The sequence below is a fragment of the Aliagarivorans marinus DSM 23064 genome (assembly GCF_000429485.1).
Taxonomy (GTDB): Bacteria; Pseudomonadota; Gammaproteobacteria; order Enterobacterales; family Celerinatantimonadaceae; genus Aliagarivorans; species Aliagarivorans marinus.
The window spans coordinates 1-22,977 of the sequence record NZ_KE386907.1 but is presented as its reverse complement, the minus strand read 5'-3'; the positions used below and the strand labels follow the sequence as shown (position 1 = coordinate 22,977).

Below are 22,977 nucleotides of genomic sequence, written 5' to 3'. Positions count from 1 at the left end.
TACCTCTTTAGTATGAAGATATAAAACGTGTGATCATGCCCCTGCTTGCAACAGGCGATGAATTTGCCGAGTTGTAGCACGTAGTTAAACAGACCATAATGCTCGAAATTACAAGAATCGTATTAGGTCATCTATCAATGGACTCCCTTTGGCAGGCGTTTATTGCGCTACCCAGTTATCAAGGCATTGCCGAAGATTTGGCGCATTATCACAGTGAACAGGCGTACCAAAGTCGGCCATTGTCGCCGGAATCCCTCAGCTACAAAGAGTGCATGAAAGCGCTCAAGCCCTTACTGCTGCTCAAGAGCTATCAAACCTTGGGCGCGCGCTATCGAAACTATAAATCCAAGCACACGCTAAAGAAGACCACCATTACGGTGAAGCAGGAGACTGCCGAGCGGATCCGCGCAGCCCAAGTCGCGCTAGGCTTTGATCGCAACACCGAACAGGGGATAGATGCCGCCTTGGAGTACATCATCGCGGCCGAGCCTAGCGAACTGAGCGAGAGCTTGCCATTGGAGCTACAACTGGCGCTGACAAACCAGCAGCTCTCCGCCAAAGAACGCAGTGCCTTACTGCTGGCCAACGCGCCTGCAGCGGTTCACGAGTCGGTCGCGGCGCTGTTAAAACACGCTTATCTGGCAGGGTGGGAGCATAGTCGCAAAGCCAAAGCAAAGGCAAAAGCCAACGCCGACAAGCTGCAGGATGAGCAAGCGATGGCCTACTTGGCGGAACACTTACCTTAGCGCGGATAGCTGGCTGAACAGGGGACGCACGCTGGTAGGCTGCGCTTTTCTCGGCATTTGCGTGTCTGTATCAATAATCTTGTAACTAGCGCATGTTAACCTGATTGGATTGAGTGGGGTTTCCCATCATCAAATGCCAACATCAAAAGCCGATCACGACAAGGAAGTCTGGTAATGCGCCTAGAGATTCATCCATTGCTATCGCAAAGCGTTAAGCACCTACTGGGGGTCACCAGTATGTGCCTATTCCTCTATTTGGTGTTTGACGATTCGTGGGTATTCGATACACATAACAGTTGTATGGTTACCCACCGCGATGCCTTCAATAGCCCTAACGCCAAGCGTACCTTGGTCTATCAAACCGAGGTGTGCAACGAGAGCGAGAAGCACATCGAACTGCTGATGACCAACCAACCTGAAGACCCAAGTGGGATTATCGTCTATCGCCACACTCTGGAACTTGCAGGCAAAGATGACAAGTTTACTTATCCAGAGGTGACTGCCACCTGGTCGGACGATACTCACGCCGAGGTGACGATTGCGCCGGGCGCAGCGCTGATCGAGCATGAGTTCCATCTGATCAGCTCACGTTTTAAGGTGTGGAGTCCGTGGGAGATCCAACACGATTCGTGAAACTAAAAGCCTGCGTTTAGCTCACTTTCTTCAATGGTAACAACGGATTAGTTACGTTAGTATCGAAGACAGTGCAGGAATACATTAATAAGGTCTTTGATTGTGGCCGCAGCAAAACTCAGTGCCGTCTCCGAGCAGGCGATCATCCACGCTAAGCAAGTCATTGTTAGTCACGCGTTATTCGCCGGGGTAGGCGGAAAGCTTCCCACCAATGTGCAATTACTGGAAGAGCATGGCATCGTTGCTGGCACCATCCAGCGCGCATTGCAGATCCTAAGCGCCAGCGAGGCTTTAGTTACTCGTTCCAAAGGCCATATGGGGCGAGAGATCACTCAGCTCGACACCGGCACCTGTTGGAACTTGGCCAAGTTAGCGCCGGTTCAACTATTGATGCCCAGTAGCGGTTCGATTGAGATAGACGCGCTGATCAAACATATCACCGCTAAGCTTACCGCCCTGAATATCGCCTACTTTATTGAGCACCAACCTGGTGGTGAAAAGCGAGTAGAGCTGGTAAACAAAGGCAAGTTCGATATTGCCTTGGTCTCTAAAGGCGCGGCCGACAATATGAGCTCAGCCCTAGAAACCTGGCAGCAAAAATGCCTCAAGCCCGATAGCTACTATTCGATGCAGCGATTAGTGGTGGTGTCACGGGCCGATAAGCCCCAGACGCAATGGCGCCGTATTGCTATAGACCCCGCATCTTCTGATCACAGCTCGATCACCCAAAAGCAGTTCCCAATCGAAGAAGGCTTCGAATACTTGGAAACTGATTTTCGTCATGTACCCGCTAGGGTGTTGCGCGGCGATGTAGACGCCGGGCTTTGGCACATTACCGCCAGCCCCGTACCACTTGAGCTAGCCGGCTTACAGGCACACCGCCTGAGTGAGCCTGCAGCCATCGAGCAACACCAAGCTATTTCGGCGGCTGCCTTCGTGGTTAATCCTAAGCGACCTGAGTTGGTCGCCTTGCTCGATGAGATCAACAGTCGCCAGCTGCAGAATGCCCAATCGAATGCCTTCTCAAGTGAAGATCCTTACGCCAAAGCCTTCAGCTCTTTATAGCAACGATTAAAAAAGAGCCCCGAGCATTACGCTTCGGGGCAGACTCCATGGCATTGGAGGGACAATTAAGCGAAGGTCTACGCGGTTGTGCTCTCTTGTTTTACCTCGAGCGTAGGCTTTTCAATCGGACAAGCGCGGTGGGCACAGACTAAATCGAAGTAGTCGTCGATTTCACTCAGCTTACGCTCCTCACTCCATCCGAGCAGGTTTTGCATCTCTTGCGCTATCTGCCCAATCTTGTCCAAGCCGCCTTTGCTATCCCAGAAGAACGCTGAGGTACGGCGAACCAGCAGGTCTTTTAGCGAGCTGGCTGCTTCATGCAACACGCAGTAGCGAAGCTCCGCGATGGTTAAGGCGCGTGCGCCAAGGTCGCTTTGATAATCCACGCTCTCATTCCAAATCGCCGCGACGATTCGAGCATTGTGGCCATAGCGTGCCACCCAGGACTTAGCATAGCGATAGGGCACACCAAGCGATTCTATCTCGCCCACGACCCGGTTTTGCTGATAGGGCTGATGTTTATCGAAGTGGGTGTCGGCATCTTTGGCGCCGCCACTTAGCACCACCTTATCGGCGCTGTAAGCTTGCAGGCTCGGCGACAAATAGGTGTAGTTGTCGCTCTTTACGAGCTTATCTAGCACCTGCTTAGCCATCACGCGATTGCTGGTCAGCTTGCCGCCTACGATGGAGTAAACGCCGGAATCACTGGTCATGATCTGGTGCTCACGCGGTGTCTGGCCGTTACTGAGATCGCCAGCCGGTGCAATCAAGGGACGCAACCCAGCCCATGAGCCAATCACATGCTGCTTATCCAGCTTGGCACTGGGCATCAGGTGGTTGGCAACGTTGAGCAGATAGCTGATATCACTCTCTTCTGGCACAACCCGATCGGGGTCGCCGTCGAAGGTGGTATCGGTGGTGCCGATGAATACCCGATCATCTTGGGTGGAAGGGATCGGCCACACCACACGGCCATCATCAGGGGAGCGCATAAACACCGCTGAGTGAAGCGGAAAGTCTTGCTTGCGCAACACGATATGAACGCCTTTGGTGGGGCGTAATATAGCCGATTCCGGCTTCTCCATCGACAATAGCTGGTCGCTCCACGGCCCGGTGGCGTTGACCACATAATGGGCCTTAACCGTTGCTTGGGTTTGACTGAGCAGGTCGGTCAACTGCACGCCATCGCAGCGGTTCTCGCTGTAGGTCAGGCCGGTGACTTTGCAGTGGTTAAGCACTTGAGCGCTATGTTCCCAAGCGCTTTTAGTGGTATCGATGGTCAGGCGTGCGTCATCGGTCGACACATCGTAGAACATGGCCGCGCCGCGCAGACCATCGGCACGAAAACCGGGCTGGCGGGCCAGCACTTGTTGCTTATTCAGCATTTGGTGGCGGCGCTTGCTCCAGCTACCCGATACGACGTCGTAGAAGGTCATCCCAAGGTTGAGCAGCCACTTCTTATCCGGACAGCCTTTGTAGAACATATACAGGAAGGGCTGGACCTTGGTCAGGTGCGGGGCCAGCCGTAAGGCCAGCTCCCGTTCCCGAACTGACTCGGCGACCAGTCCAAACTGGTAGGTCTCCAGATAACGCAGACCGCCGTGGATCAGCTTGGAGGAGCGGCTCGAGGTGCCCGAGCCGAAATCTTCCTTTTCCACCAATAGCACCTTCATACCTCGCAGCGCTGCATCGCGCGCGATGGCAGAGCCGGTGATACCACCACCCACCACGACAACATCGAACACTACCTGTTCAATTGAGGATAGGCTTGCACGTCTCATAACTTACTCCATTTACGTGAACGTTCTACAGCGAGCTTCCAAGTCTGGTACTGGGTTTCGCGAGTGGCTTCGTCGATAAGCGGCTTGAACAACTGACGGTTACGGCTAACCGCAAAGCACTCTTTCTCGTTCTTCCAAACCCCAACACCTAAACCTGCCATAAGCGCAGCGCCCAGGCTTGTCGCTTCTACATTACGGGGCCGCACGATATCCACGCCAAGTTGATCGGCCTGGAACTGCACTAACAGGTTGTTCTTCGACGCGCCGCCATCCACCGCGATGCTCTTGATATCGAACCCGGAAATCTTTTGCATCTCAGTAATAAAGTCGCGCACCGAATAGACAATGCCTTCCAAGGTCGCACGCACGATATGACACCGCGTGGTTCCGGGAGAGATCCCAAGGATGGTGCCGCGCGCATAGGGGTCCCAATAGGGAGCTGACAGGCCGGTGAGAGCAGGGACGAAGTACACCCCGCCATTGTCCGGCACCTGAGAGGCCACCGATTTAGACTCAGCCGAAGAGTCGATAATCTGCAAACCATCGCGCAACCACTGTATGGCAGAGCCGGTACAACCCGCGTAACCCTGCAGGGCGTAGAGGGTTTTGCCCTTGTAACGCCAGGCTATCTGGCAGCAGATCCCGCTGTTAGTATCAATCTTTGGTTCTTCGCCAATCAACAAGTCAAGGAAGGTACCGGTGCCGTGGGTACATTTGGCCATACCCGGTTCGATACAGCCTTGGGCGAATAGGGCGGCATGTTGGTCGGCAATAACCCCGGAGATTGGCACGCTTCCCCCAGTGACACGTTCGTCTGTGCGGCCAATTTCTCCGGAGTCGTCGCAAACTTCTGGGAGCATCGACAAGGGTATATCGAGCGCGCTCAGCCACTCTTCGTACCACTGCCCAGTAGTTAAATCGTAGGAACCGGTCACCGATGCATTGGAGGCGCTGATCACATGATTCGCACCGCCGGTTAAGCAGTAAACCAACCACGAATCGATGGTGCCGAAGGCCAGCTCGCCGCGTTGGGCACGCTCTTTAACGCCCGGCTCATTATTTAAGATCCACTCGATACTGAGCGACGAATAAACCGGAGCCAATGCCCAGCCTGTGCGCTGATAGACCTTCTCAGCCCATTCGGGTTGCAGCTCTTCAACCCGGCTAGCGGTGCGGGTGTCTTGCCAGACAATGGCGCGACTAACCGGCTCGCCGGTGGCTTTATCCCAGATCACTGTAGTTGCGCGTTGGTTGGTTATGCCGATACAGGACATATCGTTAAGCCTGAGAGAAAGAAAGTCTAAGGCCTTGTCCATCATCTGCTGGGTGGCTGCCCAGATCTCGTTGGCATCTTGTTCCACCCGATCTTCCGCCGGGTGATAGTTAGGAAACTCGGTGTAGGCTTGCGCCAGTATGTGGTTACGTTCATTGTAAATCAGCACGCGAATTCCGGTGGTGCCTGCATCGATCACGAGTATGTGCTTGTTGTTCATTATCATTCCTTGGCGTTGTTGTTATCGTAGAGCGATTGACAAAACAATCAGGGCAGAGGTAACCGGCCAAATGGCGCTGGCCGGCGGATCGATATGAGTGTCTGCGCGAATCAACCAGAATCGTGCAAACAGCTGCCCAACCACCGCAGTGATAATTCCCACAATGCCACCGATCACCACAATAGCGACATCACTTTCTACCAAACCCATAAAGGTGGTCACAGATACTGCGCTAACCAGGGTAATGTGGTGAGTTGCTGGCACCATTACGTTCATACCAAGGAACAACAGCGACACGGCAGAGATAGCAAAACCGATAAGGATAACGCCCGGTGCTTGGGGGTAGGCCTGTATAAGTAGTAGCGCTGCCCATGAAGAGATTGCACCGACAAACAGCCCCAAGGTCACGGTCATCGCGTAGGAATCTTGATAGGGCAGCCAGCCGTGTTGCTCGCAGGGCTTGAAGCGTGCCCAACCTTGTTTGCCTTCGCAATGCTGGCCGATAATGCCGCACTCGCTGAACATCAATCGCGCAACCACCGCCGAGATCACCACGGTCAGCGCAACCGAGTCGGTAAAGCTGCCAACGCCGTCGACCGGGTTAAGGGCTGAGAACACCACATAACCGAACAAGCCAAATGCCGCCCCTACCAGCAATACACTGGGGCGACCCAAGCTGACTAGGGGGGTAACGATATCGCGGCCGCTGGTGAGCCAACCTTTCTTGCCTGCGTATGCCGCAGCAGCGATGCCGCCAGCAAATGAGATGTGCGGGCCGAAAAATGGCCCCAAGCCCATTACGTTCAAGAAGGTGGGATCACCAGAGCCAATCACAATGGCAATACCAATGAGAATCGCAAATCCGGTAAAAACAAAGGCGACCAGGGCACCAAAGGTTGCGCCCAGAAAGCCGCCTGCTATCGCGCCGAGCGCCTCCATGACGCTCATGTTGAACAGTGTGTCCATGTTGTTATCCTTTCGTAGAGTGTAGGGGTGAGCCCTTTATTGTTTTTGGTGGGCTCTTTATGTGCCGGTACCAGCGGATAACTACAGCCAGTACCGGCCGTCGAGGTGCGCGTCTATCTTATTGTTTTATAGGGTAAAGCTTCTTTCTATTAGTCGAGACCTAACTTGCCAGGGTTCAAAATGGCGTTAGGATCTACCGCTTGTTTCAATTTCTGTAGCACCAGGTGTGCGCTGCCCAAGGAGCGGCGACTATAAGGAGAACGGGCCAGACCGCCGCCATGGTGATGCGACAGCTCGGCGCCGTGCTTAATGCACACTTCCATGGTGGTCTTCCATAGCTCCCTTAAGCGCTCAACCGCGACTTCATCGCTCTCGGTTTGCGACAGCAGGATCATGTACATGGAGGTGCCTTGGTTATAGATGTGGGAGAAGTGCGATAACACCTCGTCGGACAGTGGTGCCAAGGCCTGTTTAAGTTCTTCCCACAATGGATAAATGGAATCCCAGTTATGGGCGATTTCAATGGTCTCGCCGAAGCCGCCTTTGGTAGCAAGCAGATTCTCCACGGTTGAGAAGTCAAAGCGCCGCTCCATCCAGGCTTTTGCGCCATCGCTACCAAGTGGCTTACCGCCGTGTTTGGCGACTAAATCGGCGAGTACACCTTGTTCGGTGTCAACCATCGCAGGCAGGCCGCGGCTACCCAAAAACAGCACCGGGGTGGCGAAGTTGTGGTCTTGCATGGCGTGCTTGGCTTCTTCGGTATCGTAAAAGCGCACCAAGAAAGGCTTAAGGTTGGCCGCGCCAATCTCCCGCATTAAAGCCAAACCTTCTTTAACCGTTGGGATCTCATAAGTCATTAATGCTTCCGCCTCAGGAAGCGGGAACATCTTCAAGGTGACTGAGGTGATGATCCCCAAGGTACCTTCAGAACCGAGGAATAGCTGGCGTAGATCGGGGCCCATCGCCGCACGCGGATTGGCTTTTAGGGTGACTTTCTCGCCAGTGGCGAGGATGACATCGTAAGCGATGACTAGGTCTTCGATGCCGCCGTAAAGTGAGGAAAACTGCCCGGTTGCAAGGGTTGCTAGCCAACCGCCAACGGTTGAGCGGTAAAGCGATTGGGGAGAGTGGCCCATGGTCCAGCCTTGCTGGCTAAGCAGATCTTCCAGATCGCCGCCGTTAAAACTGCAGGTTGCGGTGACCGTCATATTGGCTTCGTTAATGTAAAACTCGCTGGGTATCTCGGAGATATCTAATACAATGCCGCCTTTAGTGGGTAAAGGCTGGCCCGTTACCGAGGAGGCAAGGGCGCGGGTAGTAACCGGAATTTTGTGTTCATTGGCTATGGCCAACACCTTTGTAATGTCGTCCTCACAGCGGGCGCGTACTACGATATCGGCTTGATTGGGGTGTTGACCTAACATATTTAACTTGGTCATCAAGGGCCACGTGTCGTGGCTACTCATTTCTAGATCTTTAACTGAACTGGAGACTTCACTTTCGCTAAGTGTCTGTTTTAAAGTAGTTTCTATCGCTTGTAGATCAGGCATGGGGATCCTCGCATAGGTCGATAACAGGATTCAGGATACGTCTTATACTTAATAATCATATATCGGAGTATTCGATATGTTGATTATTCAGAGCTGTGCAGTTATTGTCAAAACAAGCAATTAGAAAACGAGAGTTGCTTCAAAAACTTTGTTTAGTTTTCGCTCAATGTAATAAGGAAAGGCAATGCTGGTTCAATTGGACAAAAGCCTTGAAAGTTCGTCACTGGCAAGGGGTGCGGCTGCGAATATAAAGAAGTGCGCTCATCGCGGGTTTTGTAATGCGACCTGTCCTACCTTTGTGTTAACTAAAGACCAAGCACTTGGCCCGCGCGGACGTATTGCTACTATCAAAGGCTTTTTGCAGGGCGAGCCCGTTACACCGGCCATCAGAAAACAGTTGGATCTGTGCCTTGCCTGCAGAAGCTGCCAGACCACCTGTCCTGCAGGTATTGAGTTCGGGCAGTTGATTAAACAGGCGAGGGCGTTGATGGAGCAACGCTACCCAAGGCCCTTCAAACAAAGAATGTTTCGTTGGCTAGTTTGCCAAACACTGCCATACCGAAAGCGAGCTAGCTTGGTGTTAGCGCTGGCACGCCATTGCCAGCCCGAACTGAAAGCGGCGCGAAGTCACTGCGCATCGTTAACGAGCGGCGAACTCCCACGTCGAACTAACAAAACTGCGTTTAGCGCTAGCGACGATACGCCAACACGGCCTTGTATTCTGTTATTAGAAGGGTGTGCTGATTCATTAACCGACTCAATCTCAAACCATAGCCTGATACGTATTGCCAATTGCATTGGATTAGATGCCCGAGTGGTAAAAAAGGTCGGATGCTGCGCTTCCTTGCCACAACATTTGGGCAGCCACGCTCAAGCAACGCAGTTAATGAAAGCGAACATCGATGCGCTATGGCCATTGGTGAAGAAAGGCGCTGCTGCAATCATTCATACCTCTTCGAGCTGCCAACTCCAATTTATCGAGTATCCCAAGCATATGCGGGTTGAACCCGACTATATAAGACGCGCAGCGCACATCGCTAAGTTAGTGAAGAATCCGGCTGCGCTGCTTAACGAGCATATCGATGAGATAGCAAGCGAAGAGATAAAGGCCAAGACTGCAACGTTACGCATTGCATTTCACACATCGTGTTCGCTACGGCATGGACTCGGAGAACATGACACAGTCGAAAGAGTGCTGAAGGGACTTGGCTTTAGTTTGCTCGATGTCGAAAACAGCTATCTTTGCTGTGGCTCGGGCGGCACGTACTCAGTGTTCGAGCCGGAGACGGCAGCACAGCTCAGGGCAGACAAGTTGAAAAAACTGCAAGTCGACGAGCCCGATTACATCGTAACAGCGAACACCAGTTGCCAGGTTCATTTGTCAGAGAAATCAAAAGTGCCCGTCGTGCCTTGGCTGAGTTTAGTGGAATCGTTATTAGGCGACAGATTGAATCACTAAATCAGACCTTTAGAGAGAAGGGCGGTACAGGGCGCGTATTAGAGTGGCGAAACGGCCTCTCGTTAGTATTTCCTACAATCGATTCGAAGAGGATTATCACTATGCTCAAGTTTTACTTCAATCCGGGACCAAACCCAATGAAGGTTGCGCTATTTTTGGCAGAAACCAATCTGCCATTTGAATTAGTTGCTGTTGACACCCGAAAAGGGGAACAGCATACGCCTGAGTACCGAGCCATCAATCCAAACGGTAAAACGCCCGCCATCATGGATGACGGGCAGCGTGTTTTCGACTCAACTGCCATATTAATGTATCTCTCAGAGAAATCCGGAAAACTAGGTGGCGAGCCCAACGATCGCGCAGAGTTGTTGTCGTGGATGATGTTTATAGCGTCAGGCCTAGGCCCATTCTCTGGTCAGTCAGTACACTTTCTACACAAAGCGCCAGAAGAGATCCCATATGCTCAGAACCGTTATCTGCGAGAAACCCAACGCCACTACGAGGTATTAGATGCGCACCTTGAGGGGCGAGATTTTATTGTCGGTAACGAGTACACGATCGCGGATATTTCCGCATGGGGCTGGGTTGATAGATCGCGCTTTGCATTGGATGATGATGAACTTGTTCCATATCCAAACGTAAAGCGTTGGTTCGAGCAGATAGACAGTCGTCCCGCAGTAGCAAAGGCACACAGTATCGGTAGTAAGCTGACATTTAAATCTACTATGGACGATGAAGCACAGCGTGCGTTATATCCGTCGAACTTCGCTAAAGAGCAACGTGGTAAGTAAGGCGTGTAGTGGCGTAGAGGATATTGGAGCCTACAAGGCCAAGGCAGGCGTTCCGCGCATCCAGTTAGTTGAATATCATATTTAACATAATATACATTATGCGCACTGCGCAATCCTAGGGGGATTCTGAGGCACTTAGCAGACCGAATGGTCTGATAAGTGAAATCAGTATTTAGATTTTATGGTAAATCCATTATGTTCAATGGCTTACGTTCGCTATTGTAGCGCTTGCTGCGTGGCTCTACACCTAGTGCTAGAACTTTGGTCGGGTTCTACTAGGATTTAGAGATTCGCGCTGTAGTTCGTTTATCTAACCAAGGAGCTCTTATGCAAGAAACTACTGCGTTGTTTTCAGTTGCTGCACTCGCAATTACCTTGTTGGGATTTTCAACAGTTGTTTCGTTGTTTACTCGGCGGCAATCGTCTTGGCGTGCCGACGGTAGATTTTGGGCGATGCTTAGCTGCGGAGTTACTTCATTTTGGTTGTGTTTGATTCCACTCGGGCTACTGGCGTTTCAGTACAACACCAGTGCCGTTTGGTTTTGGTCAAGCCTATCTCAGTGGTTGGCAACCAGCATGATACTCGCATTCTCTATCTATACCTATCGGAAGAATCTCGAAGCCAACAAACCTGCAAACTTCAAAATCTTTCTAGTGTTTGTATCACTACTTGTACTGGTCATGGTTCTTGGTCTTATGAATCTATCTTCAACGTTTCGTCAGTTTGCTCCTTTCTTTGTAGGTCAACTTGTTCTGTTGGTGGCTACATCCTGGCTCTATGTACGTCTGCTTTTTGTGTGGCTTCATTAATCGTTCATTTCTCGCTAAAGCAAATCTGTTTGCGCGATTTATGTACATTATTTTCTCGTAAAGCAAATATGTGGTCGTTATTTGCTTTTATATGGCTGCTTCGAAGATAATAGAAGCTACTGTTTTTACTGTACTTTCACTCGATGCCCCGCAACTTTTTGTCCCACACTGCAAACGTTATAACGCCTAGCTCCTTCGACTGGTCCAGCATTGATCTGCTTGCCATGGAGGCCGAGCATTTTGAGGAGTATGTTCAACAGGCCTCGTTGCGACAGCTGGATATCACTGAGCACCCTGACTTTGAAGCGGCTATTAAACGGCATCGCGAGCACTGGTATAAGTACCAAAAACGCGAGGCCTACAATCCCCATCGCAACTCTGAAAAAGCCTTTTTAAACGCGGTGCAGGCATTTCGTTACTACCTGGCTGAGCAAGAAAATCTGAATGCTATTCCCTACCCCATATCCATCGATCTAGCGTGCCGCTATATTGAGTTTCGCGCTTATGAGGCGATCTCTCTGATAGGCGGCAACACGACCTTGGACTATGCCGAACGGATTAAGCACTACTTAAGTCGCAAGGAAAAGCGGGCCGAAGAGCCGGTTAAAGGGGTAAGCGCATCTACCTTACAGCGGGATACTTGGGCCTTGGCAACATTGAGTAAACAGCATGCGCTACCCTCGCCCACTAACTCTCGTCGCTACCTACAAGTGCTGCGAAGAACCCTTGATCAGCTCGCTGCGAACGGTCGAGAAACGCGAGGACAAGCTGTTCCGTTTACCAAGCAGTATCGCGATCATATCAAGCTACGTTTTGAGCAAGGCGATGACCGATTACAGCTGCGCGACCTGCTGATCTGCCAGTTTATGTTCGAGGCGATGCTGCGAGGAGAGGAACTGCAGCGTTTGCAGCATCAACATATTATGGTGTTGCCGGGTATAGGTATGGGAGCCAATATCCGTTTGGACTGGGACAAAACTAATAAAAGCGGCATACCTAGATACTTACCCTTATCGCCCTACGCCCTGCAGCTTTATCAGCGATTTACCCAGGATAGTCCGTTTGGATCTGAGCCGAGTCATTACCTATTGACCACTGCACAGACCCGGGGCTATGAGCGGGTATCGATGTCGGTGTTTTATGCATCATTACAGCGGATAACAACAGTACTGAAGCAAGACGGTTTACTACCCTCGAGCAGTAAACCATTTACCACCCACAGCTTTAGGATTGGCTCTGCCATTTGGTTAACGCAAATCGGCAAGTCACCAGCAGAGATTATGCTAGCCGGGCGTTGGAGCTCGCTGAAAATGTTGCTTCGCTATATTGAGCCCTATCGCAAAGCTGGTGCCATGGCAGATTTAGCTGATCAGTTCTAACCGCAAATACGTAGCCTGTTACGATGCGATATAAGTATGCTCGCCAGTCTGATTGCCGGTTAAAGTGATTGAAAATCAGGGTGTTCCGAACTATTGTTGGCCAATAACACTTTTGAAGGTAGGTTATGCTTAAGGCAATTACTGCACACTTTGTTGTATCTGTCGATGGTGTGAGGATTAATTGTACCAAGGGATCGGTACCCAACTATTTTGTCGAAGAGATAAAGGCAGTGAGTCAAGCCACTCGCGCCTTTAAGGGCAAGATCTATGGAATGCCCCGCAAAGGTTACATACAGCTAGAGTTCTCAAGTTCAGTCCCCGAAACTACCCAACAACGCTTGCGCAATGTGTGGCGTCATCAACCGGTGAAATCGAGTAAACCGGGACTTCGCAAGTAAGCGCCCTACCTCAGCTATCGGTGCTACGTTTGTGTGAATGCGTAGATAGCAAAAAGCCCGCATTAAGCGGGCTTTTCCATATTCGATGACAACTTAGAAGTTGTAACCGATACGGTAGATGAACAAGTCGCCGTAGCCTTCGTGGCCAAGTTTGTTACGGAAGTAACGGTAGGTCACGCCGGTGTACAGGTTGTCGGTGATGTGCCAAGACAGCATTGCGCCACCGTTCCACGCATTTTTTCCGCCTTGCGCTTTTGCCAAGGTTTCGTTGCGGTCAAACTCAATTTCGTTCCAGTTAACAACTGAAAAATCTTGACCAAACATGTTCCAAGCGTAACGGGCGGTCCAACCTGCCATGTAGCCATTAGAACCATTGTGTTTTGAGTAGTCATACTCCCCGCCCGGGCACAGAGCTCGAGGATCTTTTTGGTCTTCACACTTAGCAAATCCATCGTTAACGGTAATTTGGTGAATACCGATCCAAGGCTTGAAGAACCAGTTGTCACCGCCAAGCTTGGTGTAACCCAAACCTAGAACACGGTTTTGCTCACTTTGCATGTCGCTGCCGAAATCATAAACTTGCGCATAGATGCTGGCACCAGTGTCGCCTAGGTAAACGTGCGCAGTTGCTTTTGCTGCTGCGGCGCGTTGATCAGGTGCATTACCGATGTTTTCGTAATCGTAGAAACCGTACAGTTCGCCCCAAGTGAAGCCAGCACCGCCTTCGATACCGATCACGTATTGGTTACGGCCTTTAGGGTTGTTAACTTCGTTAAGACCGTGGTCCCAGCTCTGATGATCAACATACATACCACCGAAGCCGTACAGGTATTCTGCATTTGCTGCACCAGATACGCCAACAGCAGCTACGGCTGCAATAGATAGTTTTTTCAGCATTTAGTAAGCCCGAAATAAGGTTGTTTGGATAATTCGGGCGGGATAATACAGTTTTTACCAAAGATAAAAAAGAGATTTATGCAGGTATTCGTAAATTTTATAGGAACAAAATATGGATAAGTGTGTCTAACGCGACCGTTTGTATCGCGTTAACATCAATGGCGGGAGGTTTGACTAGTCTGGGAAGCGCTCGCGGATGTCGATAAAGTCCTGATAGTTGTCTAGTAGAATATCGACCAATTGCGGGTCAAAGTGCTTGCCGCGCTGCTCAACAATGAACTTCTTGATCTCGTCATAAGACCAAGGCTCTTTGTAGGAGCGCTTGGCGCCAAGGGCATCGAATACGTCGGTAATTGCCATAATACGCCCGGCAATTGGGATATCTTCGCCGGCCAGACCTTTAGGATAACCACTGCCGTCCCATTTCTCGTGATGGTATAGCGAGATATCGGCACCGAGTTTAGCGATAATTTTGTTAGAACCCGCTAGCAAGTCATAGCCTACCTGGGCATGGGTTTTCATGATTTCCCACTCTTCAGCATCAAGTTTCCCGGGCTTGTGAAGGATTGACTCCGGAATGGCAATCTTGCCCAAGTCATGCAGCGGCGCAGCATGCTTGATGGCTTCAACGTACTCGTTATCAAACCCGAGTTTTTGCGCCATTAGCTCGCAAATCAGCGCGACCCGCTTAACGTGGGAGCCAGTTTCTTTGCTGCGCTGTTCAATGGCATCGCCGATGATGAAAATGAGCTCTTTTTGCGTATCTTGGATATCTTCCTTGATGGTGAGATTCTCAAAGGTGAGCGCAATATTAGCGGCGAACACTTCCAGCAAGCTTTTCTCGATATCATCTAACGGCTTTTTGTGCTCTACGTACAGCAAGCTAACGCTACGACTATCGGTGGGATAGTAGCCCACATAACAGGAGTTGGTGATGATAGAACGGCGTTCTTCGAGGCTCTGTTTCAAGTAGAGCCTGACATCTTCCGGGACCTGACGACTGCTGTCGATATCGCAGTCTTCGTGCTGTTTCACGACGAGGTCACCGGTGGCGGCTAGTACGTTAAATGACTGATTCCTTAGTACATCTTCGGTTAGCGTGGTGATATACATCGCCGAGCTATCTAGCTGGAACAACTCGACTAACTGTTTGAGTACGGCGGATCCAAAGTGGTACAAGGTCTTACTTTTAAGTACTAGCGACGTAGACTCGATAACCTTGATAAGCCCGGCTCGGTGGCGCTCGATAAAAAGGATGTCGCGGTAAGAGCGGATTGCTGAATAGGTAATGGTTTTGAGCTTGGTGGCGGTAAGCTCGGTTTTACTTTTGTAGTCGTTAATGTCGTAGTTTTTGATGACCGACTCTTCAGGCGCTTGCCCTGGCTGGCCGGTGCGCAGAATCAAGCGAGTGGCGTGGTTTTGCATGGTCTCCCGGATCCAGCGGATTAACTCCAATCCGGCATGCTCGGTCTCCATCACCACGTCGATCAGCGCAATCGCAATATCCTGATGTTCGTTGAAGGCTTTACGTGCTTCTTCAGCGCTGTAAGCGGATATGAACTCGATGGCATAGCCGTCGATCTCTACATCTGACAATACCAAGCGCGTTACTGAGTGTACTTCCTGCTCATCATCGACAATTAGTAGCTTCCAGGTTGGTAGGTCTTTTTGCTGTGAGGGAGTGTCGATATCATCGATGAACACCAAGTCACTCATTAATCGGTCTCCTAACTTGTTATGTTATAAAGCTAGAACAGCCATGTTACTTAAGCAACGTTTGCACTGGCTTAACGCAGCAATTCGCGATGGACCACTAAAATAATTACTATTGTTGGCCAAGTGGCGTAAAATTGCGTGAAAATTCAATAACTCAAAGAATATGGAACAACGTATCGAAAACAGCAATATCGCGCTCCCTTTGGTGGTATTGCTGGCAGCTTGTGCTGCGCTCTATTGGTATCCCTCTCTCTCGGTAGATTTACAGGCTATCTTCGTATGGCTCCCCTATGCGCTTGGCGCTGTCGCCCTCTCACTATCTTGGATGTTTAACCGCCGACAGCTGGTGGTTGTGGTGCTTGTGTGCTGCTTCTCCTATTGGTTGATTCATCGTTTTTTGCAACAGCCGCTCTCTCAGCCCGATGCACTATTGTGCTTCACCTTGGTCAGCTTACTGGTGCCGTTTAACCTACTGCTTAATCAGGCGATAAACGAGAACGGCGTTAAAACGCTGCGAGCAAAAGTGATGTACGGCGTAGTGGCCTTACAGGGCCTGGCGCTTTATCTGATCGTGATGACCCACCCGCAAGCCTTGCTCGAGTTGGCCCAGCACGCCTTTGCCCCTCGGCCTATCGAAGGCTTGATCATTAGCCTGTATGCGTTGGCCGCCGCGGGGCTGTGGATGGCGATCAGTTTTGTGCTGTTTTTGCTCAAGCCCAATAGCATGTCGATGGGCCTGTTTTTTAGCTTGCTGGCCGCCATCGCACCACTTGCGTTTCTTGATAGGGAAGCGATTTCGTCGGTGTTCTTTTCCGCATCGATGTTGTTGGTATTGATTAGCGGAATGCGCACCTCCCATGAGCTGGCCTATCGCGACGAACTCACCGGCTTGCTGGGTCGGCGTATGCTGTTTGAAAAGTTGTCGGGCATTGGACGTCAGTACACGGTGGCGATGGTCGATATCGATCACTTCAAGAGCTTTAACGACACCTATGGGCATGACGTGGGCGATGATGTACTGGCCATGGTTGCCAGTCGTTTAGCCACGGTAGGCGGTGGAGGTCAGGTGTTCCGCTACGGTGGTGAAGAATTCACTGCGCTGTTCAAGACCGATGATATCGAGCACGCCAAGGAGCACCTTGATGCGATCAGACAAGAGATCGCAGACACGCCTTTCGCCATTCGCGATAAGAAAAAGCGCGACAAGCAGAGTGCCAAAGACCGCCAAGATAGCAATAAACCGAAGAAAACGGTGCAAATCACAGTCAGTATTGGTGTTGCCACTAAAACAGCGAAGCACGACGACCCGGAAGAGGTGATCAAAGACGCCGATAAAGCCTTGTACAAGGCCAAAGAAGGCGGCCGTAACCAAGTAGTCGCGGCGCGAAAATAGTGGTGTTCAGCCCTTTAAACCTAAAAAAGCCAGGCAATTAGCCTGGCTTTTTGCATTTACAACGAGTGCTAACTGCAGCTTACACTACAGCAGCAATCGCCTGACACAGGGCGTCCATATTGGCGCGAGTCATACCAGCAACGCTGATACGACCAGAACCCACGATGTACACCGCATGCTCATCTTTCAGCTTGGCTACCTGCTCTTTGCTTAGCCCTGAGAATGAGAACATGCCGTTTTGGCGTTGGATGAATGAGTAATCGCCCGTTACGCCTTTGGCCTTCAAGGTTTCCACGAACAGATCGCGCATCTCTTTAATACGTACTCGCATCTGCGCGACTTCTTCAATCCACAAGGCTTTCAGCTCTGGATCCTGCAGCACGGTGGTTACAATGGCTGCACCGTGAGAAGGTGGGTTTGAATAGTTTGCACGAATGCCAGCTTTCACCTGACTAAAGGCGCTCTTACCTTCCTCTTCGCTCTTAGATACCAAGGTGAAAGCACCTACCCGCTCGCTGTACAGGCCAAAGTTTTTGGAGAACGAGCTGGCGACCAACAACTCTGGGTGAGTTTCAGCAAAGATGCGCAGGCCTTGAGCGTCTTCTTCCACACCGGTGGCAAAGCCTTGGTAGGCGAAGTCAAATAGCGGCAGTGCTTGCTTGCTTAGAATCAACTCTGACAGCGCTCGCCACTGCTCAGCGTCAGGGTCGATACCGGTCGGGTTGTGGCAGCAGCCGTGGAACAATACCAAGTCGCCCGCTGCAACGTTTTGCAGTGAGGCCAACGCGGCGGCGAAGTCTTTGTCCTTGGTGTTTGCGTCGTAGTAGTCGTAGCTCACTACTTCCAGGCCAACGGCTTTGAAGATATTGCCATGGTTAGCCCAGGTTGGGTTGCTCACCCAGATGCGCTTAACGCCAAGGTGGTTAACTGCAAACTCGGCGGCATTATGCAACGCGCCGGTGCCACCGGGAGACTGGGCGGTGAATGCGCGCTTATCGGCGATAATTGAGCTATCTTCGCCAAACAACAGTTTCTGCACCTCAAGGCCGTATGCAGGGGTGCCTTCAATGCTCAGGTACGATTTGGTTTTCTCGTTAGCGAGCAGATATTCTTCTGCCTTCTTTACTGAGTCTAATACTGGTGTCGCGCCGGTTTCGTCTTTATAGATACCTACGCCTAGGTTGATCTTCTCAGACCGTGGGTCTTGTTTAAATGCTTCGGTGAGTCCCAGAATTGGGTCGGCGGGCGCCGCGACAACACGTTCGAACATAATGCTCCTCTCTACTAATAGTGCTTCCTTTACTACCTGAAATAGTACCGTAGTTGGGCCATCACTGTCTGTAGGCAAAACGCTATTTTCTAAGCGGTTAATTGTAATTTTTGCCCATCAGAGCAGATAAATGGACTTAAAACCCCGCTTTGAATCCTCTAAGATGGATTACACAGCAAGTTGTTGGAATCCACATGGAATTAAGTTTCGGATTTATATTGAAAAAGTGGCTTGGCTCTATGCTTATGCCGCTGAATATCGCGCTGCTACTTATGCTACTCAGCGTCTATCTGTGTTTCCGTAAACGGCCCATTCGCGCAGCCTTTACCTTGCTGCCGGCCATGGCCGTGTTGTTGCTCACCTCAAACCCTTGGTGGGTTAATCAGCAACTGCTCGACTATGAGCGTCAAGTGCCGATCCCGCAGCTAGAGATAGAACAGTTCGATTTTGTTGTGGTGCTGGGTGCAGGGCATATCAGCGACCCCCTACTCTCACCGACTGAACAGCTCAGCCGGGCGTCACTTGCACGCATCCTTAAGGGCATTGAGCTGATGCAGCTTAACCCGCAAAGTCGGCTGATAGTTTCGGGCTACGGCGGCAGCGACCCGCGCAGCAACGCCGAACTAATGCATCAGGTGGCAACTCAGTCGCAGATCCCACCGGCAAGCATCATTACCCTACCGAAGCCCAAAGACACTGCTGAAGAAGCGGCGTTAATCGCTAACTATATTGGTGACCGCCCCACCGCATTGGTCACCAGTGCCGCACATATGCCTCGGGCGCTAGCGCACTTCCAACGCTACTCGTCAGAAGTTACCGCTGTACCGACAGACTTTTACGGGAAAGAGCTTCAGGGTGAGCTACTGCTTCACGAGTTACTGCCAGATTCTCGCTTTATGCAACGCTTTGATGCGCTATGGCATGAAAAACTGGGTATTTGGTGGCAGAAAATCCTCAGCTACATTCGCTGAGGTCTTGCTTTAGATCAGAAACTAACCGTTTAACAATTATTTCTTGGTTTGATGGCTACGATTTTGTAGCCGTTTCTTTATAATCGAGCCAGTTTACCAATAAGGAGACATAAACAATGAGAACACCACTAGTAATGGGTAACTGGAAGCTTAACGGTACTAAAGAGTCTGTGGCTGCCTTGATCAACGGTCTAATCGAGCCTGCGAAAGCCGCAACCAACGTACAAGTAGCTGTTTGCCCACCAGTGATCTTCCTGGGACAAGTTGAAGCACTGGTTGGTGATGCCCCTATCGCTTACGGTTCTCAAGACGCTAACGTAAACACCTCTGGTGCTTACACTGGTGAAAACTCACCTGTAATGCTGAAAGAATTCGGTTGTACTTACAGCCTGGTTGGCCACAGCGAGCGTCGTCAGTACCACGCTGAAACTGATCAAGTTGTTGCTGAGAAGTTCCAAGCTATCCAAGCTAACGATCTGGTACCAGTACTGTGCATCGGTGAAACTCTGGAAGAGAACGAAGCTGGCAAAACTGAAGAAGTTGTTGAAACTCAGCTGAAAGCCGTTGTTGACCTGTGCGGCATCGAGTCTTTCAACAATGCAGTTATCGCGTACGAGCCAGTATGGGCTATCGGTACCGGTAAATCTGCAACTGCAGAGCAAGCGCAAGCTATCCACGCTCACATCCGTAAGTGGTTGGCTGCTCAAAACGCTGACGTTGCTGCTAAAGTACAAATCCTTTACGGCGGTAGCGTTAAAGCTGCCACTGCTAAAGAGCTGTTCGGTCAAGAAGACATCGATGGCGGCCTGGTAGGCGGTGCATCTTTGGTTGCTGACGAGTTCGCAGGCATCATCGCTGCTGCTAACTAAGCAACTCTGCTGAATGGCAGAAGAAAGGGCCTTAACGGCCCTTTTTTTGTGTCTGCTGCTTTATGACTGTTTGCGTTCGGCTAAACGCTGTTAGCTAACCTCGATCAACTGCTCGCGTAACCCAGTAATCTCATCACGCAGTGCGGCGGCCTGTTCAAACTCCAACTCTTGCGCATGTTTGAGCATCTGTTTCTCCAGTTCACTAATGCGTTTGAGTAGCGCATCTGGGCTGGCTGCATGATACTTGCCTTTCGGCTCTGCGGCTTTGCTCACCTTAGCCTTGCCGAAGTTACCCAAATCGGCAATCTTCTTGTTTAGCTTCTTCGGTGTTATTCCGTTTTCAAGGTTATGGGCCGCTTGGATTTCGCGGCGACGGTTGGTTTCGCCCATCGCCTTTTTCATCGACTCGGTTTCCTTATCGGCATACAAGATTGCTTTGCCTTCCGGGTGGCGTGCGGCACGGCCGATGGTTTGGATCAGCGAGCGTTCAGAGCGCAAAAAGCCTTCTTTGTCGGCGTCGAGGATCGCAACCAATGAGACTTCGGGCATATCCAGCCCCTCTCGCAACAGGTTAATCCCCACCAAAACATCGAACTCGCCAAGGCGTAAGTCGCGGATAATCTCTACCCGCTCTACGGTATCGATGTCAGAGTGAAGGTAGCGCACTTTTACCCCGTGTTCGCTGAGGTACTCGGTAAGGTCTTCGGCCATCCTTTTGGTTAAGGTGGTGACCAGCACACGTTCGTCGCGTTGCTCGCGGATCCGTACCTCAGAGAGTAAGTCATCTACCTGGGTGGCGACCGGGCGAACCTCAAGCTCTGGGTCGAGCAAACCGGTGGGCCGTACTACCTGTTCAACAAAGTCACCATCACTTTTGTCCAACTCATACTTGCTCGGGGTGGCGGATACGAAGATGGTTTGCGGCGCGATGCTTTCAAACTCTTCGAACTTAAGGGGCCGATTGTCTAGCGCCGAAGGCAAACGGAAGCCGTACTCCACGAGGTTTTCCTTACGTGAGCGGTCACCTTTATACATCGCGCCCACCTGCGGCACGGTCACGTGGGACTCGTCAATCACCAACAAGGCGTCATCGGGCAGATAGTCGAGCAAGGTTGGTGGCGGCTCGCCGGCGGCGCGGTTTGACAGGTAGCGACTGTAGTTTTCGATCCCTGAGCAATAACCCAGCTCATTCATCATCTCGATGTCGAACATGGTGCGCTGGCTGATGCGCTGCTCTTCGATCAGTTTGTTGGCCGAGAGTAGCTGCGCTTTACGCTCTTTAAGCTCGACCTTAATATGCTCGATGGCGTCGAGGATGGTCTCACGCGGGGTTACGTAGTGAGTTTTCGGATAAATTGTCACCCGAGCTAAGGTTTCTTCCTCAACGCCGGTTAGCGGGTCGAAGGCGCTGAGGCGCTCTACTTCGCCATCAAATAGCTCGATGCGTACCGCATTCTTGTCCGATTCCGCCGGGTATACATCGATCACCTCGCCGCGCACCCGAAATGTGGCGCGTTGGAAGGCTACGTCGTTGCGGGTGTATTGCAGCTCGGCCAAGCGGCGCAGGATCGCCCGCTGGTCAATCTGCTCACCAACGGTGAGGTGCAACATCATCTGCAGATAGGACTGCGGGTCGCCCAGACCGTAAATGGCAGATACAGAGGCTACCAGCACTACATCGCGTCGCTCGAGTAAGGCCTTAGTGGCTGACAGACGCATTTGCTCGATATGGGCGTTGATCGACGCATCCTTCTCGATAAAGGTATCGGTGCTCGGCACATAGGCTTCGGGTTGGTAATAGTCGTAGTAGGAAACGAAGTATTCCACCGAGTTATGCGGGAAGAACTCCTTCATTTCACTGTAGAGCTGTGCCGCCAGGGTCTTGTTTGGGGCGAGGATAATCGTTGGGCGCTCAAGCTTGGCAATAACGTTGGCGACCGTGTAGGTTTTCCCTGAGCCGGTAACGCCCAACAAGGTTTGATGGGCTAGCCCATCTTCAATGCCGTCAGACAGCGCTGCGATCGCCTTAGGTTGGTCGCCGGCCGGTTGATAATCGGAGACAAGTTGAAAGCTTTTGACCACGTAAAACTCCTTGGATCGGGTGTAACCGGACATGTTACGCGAAGCGAGTTACTCCCGCGACCCCTAGCTGTGTTTCTGCGCATATCACTTAGTGCCATTTCCCCACTCAGTTTTGAACAAAAATAGTGCCAATTAGGTATGTTAATGAAAAGTAATGCACAAGATATCAGTGCGTAACGTCAGCGCTCAAGCAAATTACTAGTATTCTTAGCCACTTACCGCGATGTTTCGCTATCTATCTGATTTATAAACGGTTGACAGCGTGCTATTAATGCTCGCAATATCAGCTAAAGCCACTGTTTGCGGGGCTCTGAGGGATTTAGCCAATTTGCATTCACACAGTTATCCACAAAATCAGTGGATAACTGTAGTAATAACGCAACACAACTGGGCTGCGATGAATTCAAGTGTTTTTTTATCGCTAAATTCGATTTAAAAGGCTTTTAATATGTCGAGTGAGTCTATCTAAAATTCGAAATAATCAGCGCTAAATGCCCGAATTATCAGCAGGTTTATCGAAAGTTGGATAGCCTTTGAGCAAACAGTCGAAAACCTCGAATTTTGATAGTTATTCAGTTGACAGCTACAGGGGTAATTATTAACATGCGCCCCGCACTTAAGCGAAGCGATTCCCCAGTAGCTCAGTTGGTTAGAGCGGTGGACTGTTAATCCATGTGTCGTTGGTTCAACTCCAACCTGGGGAGCCAC

General features: G+C 51.0%; 19 protein-coding genes and 1 tRNA gene. 12 read left to right on the top strand and 8 right to left on the bottom strand.

What is annotated here, in order from left to right; genetic code table 11:
* Nucleotides 1–137 precede the first annotated feature (137 nt).
* The 3 genes from G461_RS0114585 to G461_RS0114575 all read left to right on the top strand — a co-directional run bounded on the left by G461_RS0114585 (nt 138) and on the right by G461_RS0114575 (nt 2,444).
* Nucleotides 138–746, top strand: a complete 609-nt coding sequence (locus G461_RS0114585; RefSeq protein ID WP_026972383.1) for a hypothetical protein — start codon at nt 138–140, stop codon at nt 744–746.
* A 174-nt stretch (nt 747–920) separates the two neighbouring features.
* Nucleotides 921–1,379 (top strand): hypothetical protein, encoded by a 459-nt coding sequence (locus tag G461_RS0114580; protein ID WP_026972382.1) that lies wholly within the window; start codon nt 921–923, stop codon nt 1,377–1,379.
* A 102-nt stretch (nt 1,380–1,481) separates the two neighbouring features.
* Nucleotides 1,482–2,444 (top strand): YhfZ family protein, encoded by a 963-nt coding sequence (locus G461_RS0114575; protein WP_157360330.1) that lies wholly within the window; start codon nt 1,482–1,484, stop codon nt 2,442–2,444.
* A 77-nt stretch (nt 2,445–2,521) separates the two neighbouring features.
* On the opposite strand, the gene G461_RS24360 is transcribed toward G461_RS0114575, so the two are convergent.
* The 4 genes from G461_RS24360 to G461_RS0114555 form a co-directional block, all read right to left on the bottom strand.
* Nucleotides 2,522–4,225: a glycerol-3-phosphate dehydrogenase/oxidase gene (locus tag G461_RS24360; RefSeq protein ID WP_051333588.1), complete on the bottom strand. Its 1,704-nt coding sequence runs from the start codon at nt 4,223–4,225 to the stop codon at nt 2,522–2,524.
* A complete protein-coding gene (locus G461_RS0114565) occupies nt 4,222–5,718 on the bottom strand; it encodes an FGGY family carbohydrate kinase (protein ID WP_035480402.1) in 1,497 nt (498 codons plus the stop codon). The genes G461_RS24360 and G461_RS0114565 overlap by 4 nt, the downstream gene beginning before the upstream one ends.
* Before the next feature lie 21 nt (nt 5,719–5,739).
* On the bottom strand, nt 5,740–6,684 hold the full coding sequence (locus G461_RS0114560) for a DUF7973 family transport facilitator (RefSeq protein ID WP_026960132.1): 945 nt from the start codon (nt 6,682–6,684) through the stop codon (nt 5,740–5,742).
* 149 nt (nt 6,685–6,833) lie between these two features.
* Nucleotides 6,834–8,123, bottom strand: coding sequence for an FAD-binding oxidoreductase (locus tag G461_RS0114555; RefSeq protein WP_211236281.1), 1,290 nt, complete (start codon nt 8,121–8,123; stop codon nt 6,834–6,836).
* A 295-nt stretch (nt 8,124–8,418) separates the two neighbouring features.
* Here G461_RS0114555 and glcF point away from each other — a divergent pair, with 295 nt between their 5' ends.
* The 5 genes from glcF to G461_RS26640 all read left to right on the top strand — a co-directional run bounded on the left by glcF (nt 8,419) and on the right by G461_RS26640 (nt 13,071).
* Nucleotides 8,419–9,693 (top strand): glycolate oxidase subunit GlcF, encoded by a 1,275-nt coding sequence (glcF, locus tag G461_RS0114550; RefSeq protein ID WP_026972378.1) that lies wholly within the window; start codon nt 8,419–8,421, stop codon nt 9,691–9,693.
* A gap of 101 nt (nt 9,694–9,794) precedes the next feature.
* Nucleotides 9,795–10,484, top strand: a complete 690-nt coding sequence (locus G461_RS0114545) for a glutathione S-transferase family protein (RefSeq protein ID WP_026972377.1) — start codon at nt 9,795–9,797, stop codon at nt 10,482–10,484.
* 327 nt (nt 10,485–10,811) lie between these two features.
* A complete protein-coding gene (locus tag G461_RS0114540; protein WP_026972376.1) occupies nt 10,812–11,294 on the top strand; it encodes a hypothetical protein in 483 nt (160 codons plus the stop codon).
* A gap of 224 nt (nt 11,295–11,518) precedes the next feature.
* Nucleotides 11,519–12,673, top strand: coding sequence for a tyrosine-type recombinase/integrase (locus tag G461_RS0114535; protein WP_026972375.1), 1,155 nt, complete (start codon nt 11,519–11,521; stop codon nt 12,671–12,673).
* A 125-nt stretch (nt 12,674–12,798) separates the two neighbouring features.
* Nucleotides 12,799–13,071, top strand: coding sequence for a DUF3634 family protein (locus tag G461_RS26640; RefSeq protein ID WP_035480401.1), 273 nt, complete (start codon nt 12,799–12,801; stop codon nt 13,069–13,071).
* A gap of 93 nt (nt 13,072–13,164) precedes the next feature.
* On the opposite strand, the gene G461_RS0114525 is transcribed toward G461_RS26640, so the two are convergent.
* Nucleotides 13,165–13,968, bottom strand: coding sequence for an outer membrane protein OmpK (locus G461_RS0114525; protein WP_026972374.1), 804 nt, complete (start codon nt 13,966–13,968; stop codon nt 13,165–13,167).
* A 174-nt stretch (nt 13,969–14,142) separates the two neighbouring features.
* Nucleotides 14,143–15,684, bottom strand: a complete 1,542-nt coding sequence (locus G461_RS0114520) for a DUF3369 domain-containing protein (protein WP_026972373.1) — start codon at nt 15,682–15,684, stop codon at nt 14,143–14,145.
* 163 nt (nt 15,685–15,847) lie between these two features.
* On the opposite strand from G461_RS0114520, the gene G461_RS24350 reads away from it, so the two are divergent.
* Nucleotides 15,848–17,077, top strand: a complete 1,230-nt coding sequence (locus G461_RS24350; protein WP_051333587.1) for a GGDEF domain-containing protein — start codon at nt 15,848–15,850, stop codon at nt 17,075–17,077.
* A 79-nt stretch (nt 17,078–17,156) separates the two neighbouring features.
* Here the strand turns inward: G461_RS24350 and G461_RS0114510 are convergent, their stop codons facing one another.
* Complete coding sequence (locus tag G461_RS0114510; protein WP_026972372.1) at nt 17,157–18,347, bottom strand: amino acid aminotransferase; 1,191 nt, start codon at nt 18,345–18,347, stop codon at nt 17,157–17,159.
* 218 nt (nt 18,348–18,565) lie between these two features.
* Here G461_RS0114510 and G461_RS0114505 point away from each other — a divergent pair, with 218 nt between their 5' ends.
* Together G461_RS0114505 and tpiA are read left to right on the top strand one after the other, a co-directional pair.
* Entirely contained in the window at nt 18,566–19,318 is a 753-nt protein-coding gene (locus G461_RS0114505; RefSeq protein ID WP_169720199.1) for a YdcF family protein, read from the top strand.
* 116 nt (nt 19,319–19,434) lie between these two features.
* The gene (tpiA, locus tag G461_RS0114500) at nt 19,435–20,187 is read left to right on the top strand and encodes a triose-phosphate isomerase (protein ID WP_026960466.1); all 753 of its coding nucleotides are present in this window, start codon (nt 19,435–19,437) and stop codon (nt 20,185–20,187) included.
* A gap of 90 nt (nt 20,188–20,277) precedes the next feature.
* On the opposite strand, the gene uvrB is transcribed toward tpiA, so the two are convergent.
* The gene (gene uvrB, locus G461_RS0114495) at nt 20,278–22,302 is read right to left on the bottom strand and encodes an excinuclease ABC subunit UvrB (protein WP_425393838.1); all 2,025 of its coding nucleotides are present in this window, start codon (nt 22,300–22,302) and stop codon (nt 20,278–20,280) included.
* Nucleotides 22,303–22,899: 597 nt separating this feature from the next.
* Between uvrB and G461_RS0114490 the strand changes: the two genes are divergently transcribed.
* A tRNA-Asn gene (locus tag G461_RS0114490) sits at nt 22,900–22,976 on the top strand.
* Nucleotide 22,977: the final 1 nt, after the last annotated feature.

What these genes read in the sequence shown, in the direction of transcription:
- G461_RS0114585 (WP_026972383.1), top strand. Translation starts at nt 138, where the DNA reads ATGGACTCCCTTTGGCAGGCGTTTATTGCGCTACCCAGTTATCAAGGC.
- G461_RS0114580 (WP_026972382.1), top strand. Translation starts at nt 921, where the DNA reads ATGCGCCTAGAGATTCATCCATTGCTATCGCAAAGCGTTAAGCACCTA.
- G461_RS24360 (WP_051333588.1), bottom strand. Translation starts at nt 4,225, where the DNA reads ATGAGACGTGCAAGCCTATCCTCAATTGAACAGGTAGTGTTCGATGTT.
- G461_RS0114565 (WP_035480402.1), bottom strand. Translation starts at nt 5,718, where the DNA reads ATGAACAACAAGCACATACTCGTGATCGATGCAGGCACCACCGGAATT.
- G461_RS0114560 (WP_026960132.1), bottom strand. Translation starts at nt 6,684, where the DNA reads ATGGACACACTGTTCAACATGAGCGTCATGGAGGCGCTCGGCGCGATA.
- G461_RS0114555 (WP_211236281.1), bottom strand. Translation starts at nt 8,123, where the DNA reads ATGACCAAGTTAAATATGTTAGGTCAACACCCCAATCAAGCCGATATC.
- glcF (WP_026972378.1), top strand. Translation starts at nt 8,419, where the DNA reads ATGCTGGTTCAATTGGACAAAAGCCTTGAAAGTTCGTCACTGGCAAGG.
- G461_RS0114545 (WP_026972377.1), top strand. Translation starts at nt 9,795, where the DNA reads ATGCTCAAGTTTTACTTCAATCCGGGACCAAACCCAATGAAGGTTGCG.
- G461_RS0114540 (WP_026972376.1), top strand. Translation starts at nt 10,812, where the DNA reads ATGCAAGAAACTACTGCGTTGTTTTCAGTTGCTGCACTCGCAATTACC.
- G461_RS0114535 (WP_026972375.1), top strand. Translation starts at nt 11,519, where the DNA reads ATGGAGGCCGAGCATTTTGAGGAGTATGTTCAACAGGCCTCGTTGCGA.
- G461_RS26640 (WP_035480401.1), top strand. Translation starts at nt 12,799, where the DNA reads ATGCTTAAGGCAATTACTGCACACTTTGTTGTATCTGTCGATGGTGTG.
- G461_RS0114525 (WP_026972374.1), bottom strand. Translation starts at nt 13,968, where the DNA reads ATGCTGAAAAAACTATCTATTGCAGCCGTAGCTGCTGTTGGCGTATCT.
- G461_RS0114520 (WP_026972373.1), bottom strand. Translation starts at nt 15,684, where the DNA reads ATGAGTGACTTGGTGTTCATCGATGATATCGACACTCCCTCACAGCAA.
- G461_RS24350 (WP_051333587.1), top strand. Translation starts at nt 15,848, where the DNA reads ATGGAACAACGTATCGAAAACAGCAATATCGCGCTCCCTTTGGTGGTA.
- G461_RS0114510 (WP_026972372.1), bottom strand. Translation starts at nt 18,347, where the DNA reads ATGTTCGAACGTGTTGTCGCGGCGCCCGCCGACCCAATTCTGGGACTC.
- tpiA (WP_026960466.1), top strand. Translation starts at nt 19,435, where the DNA reads ATGAGAACACCACTAGTAATGGGTAACTGGAAGCTTAACGGTACTAAA.
- uvrB (WP_425393838.1), bottom strand. Translation starts at nt 22,302, where the DNA reads ATGTCCGGTTACACCCGATCCAAGGAGTTTTACGTGGTCAAAAGCTTT.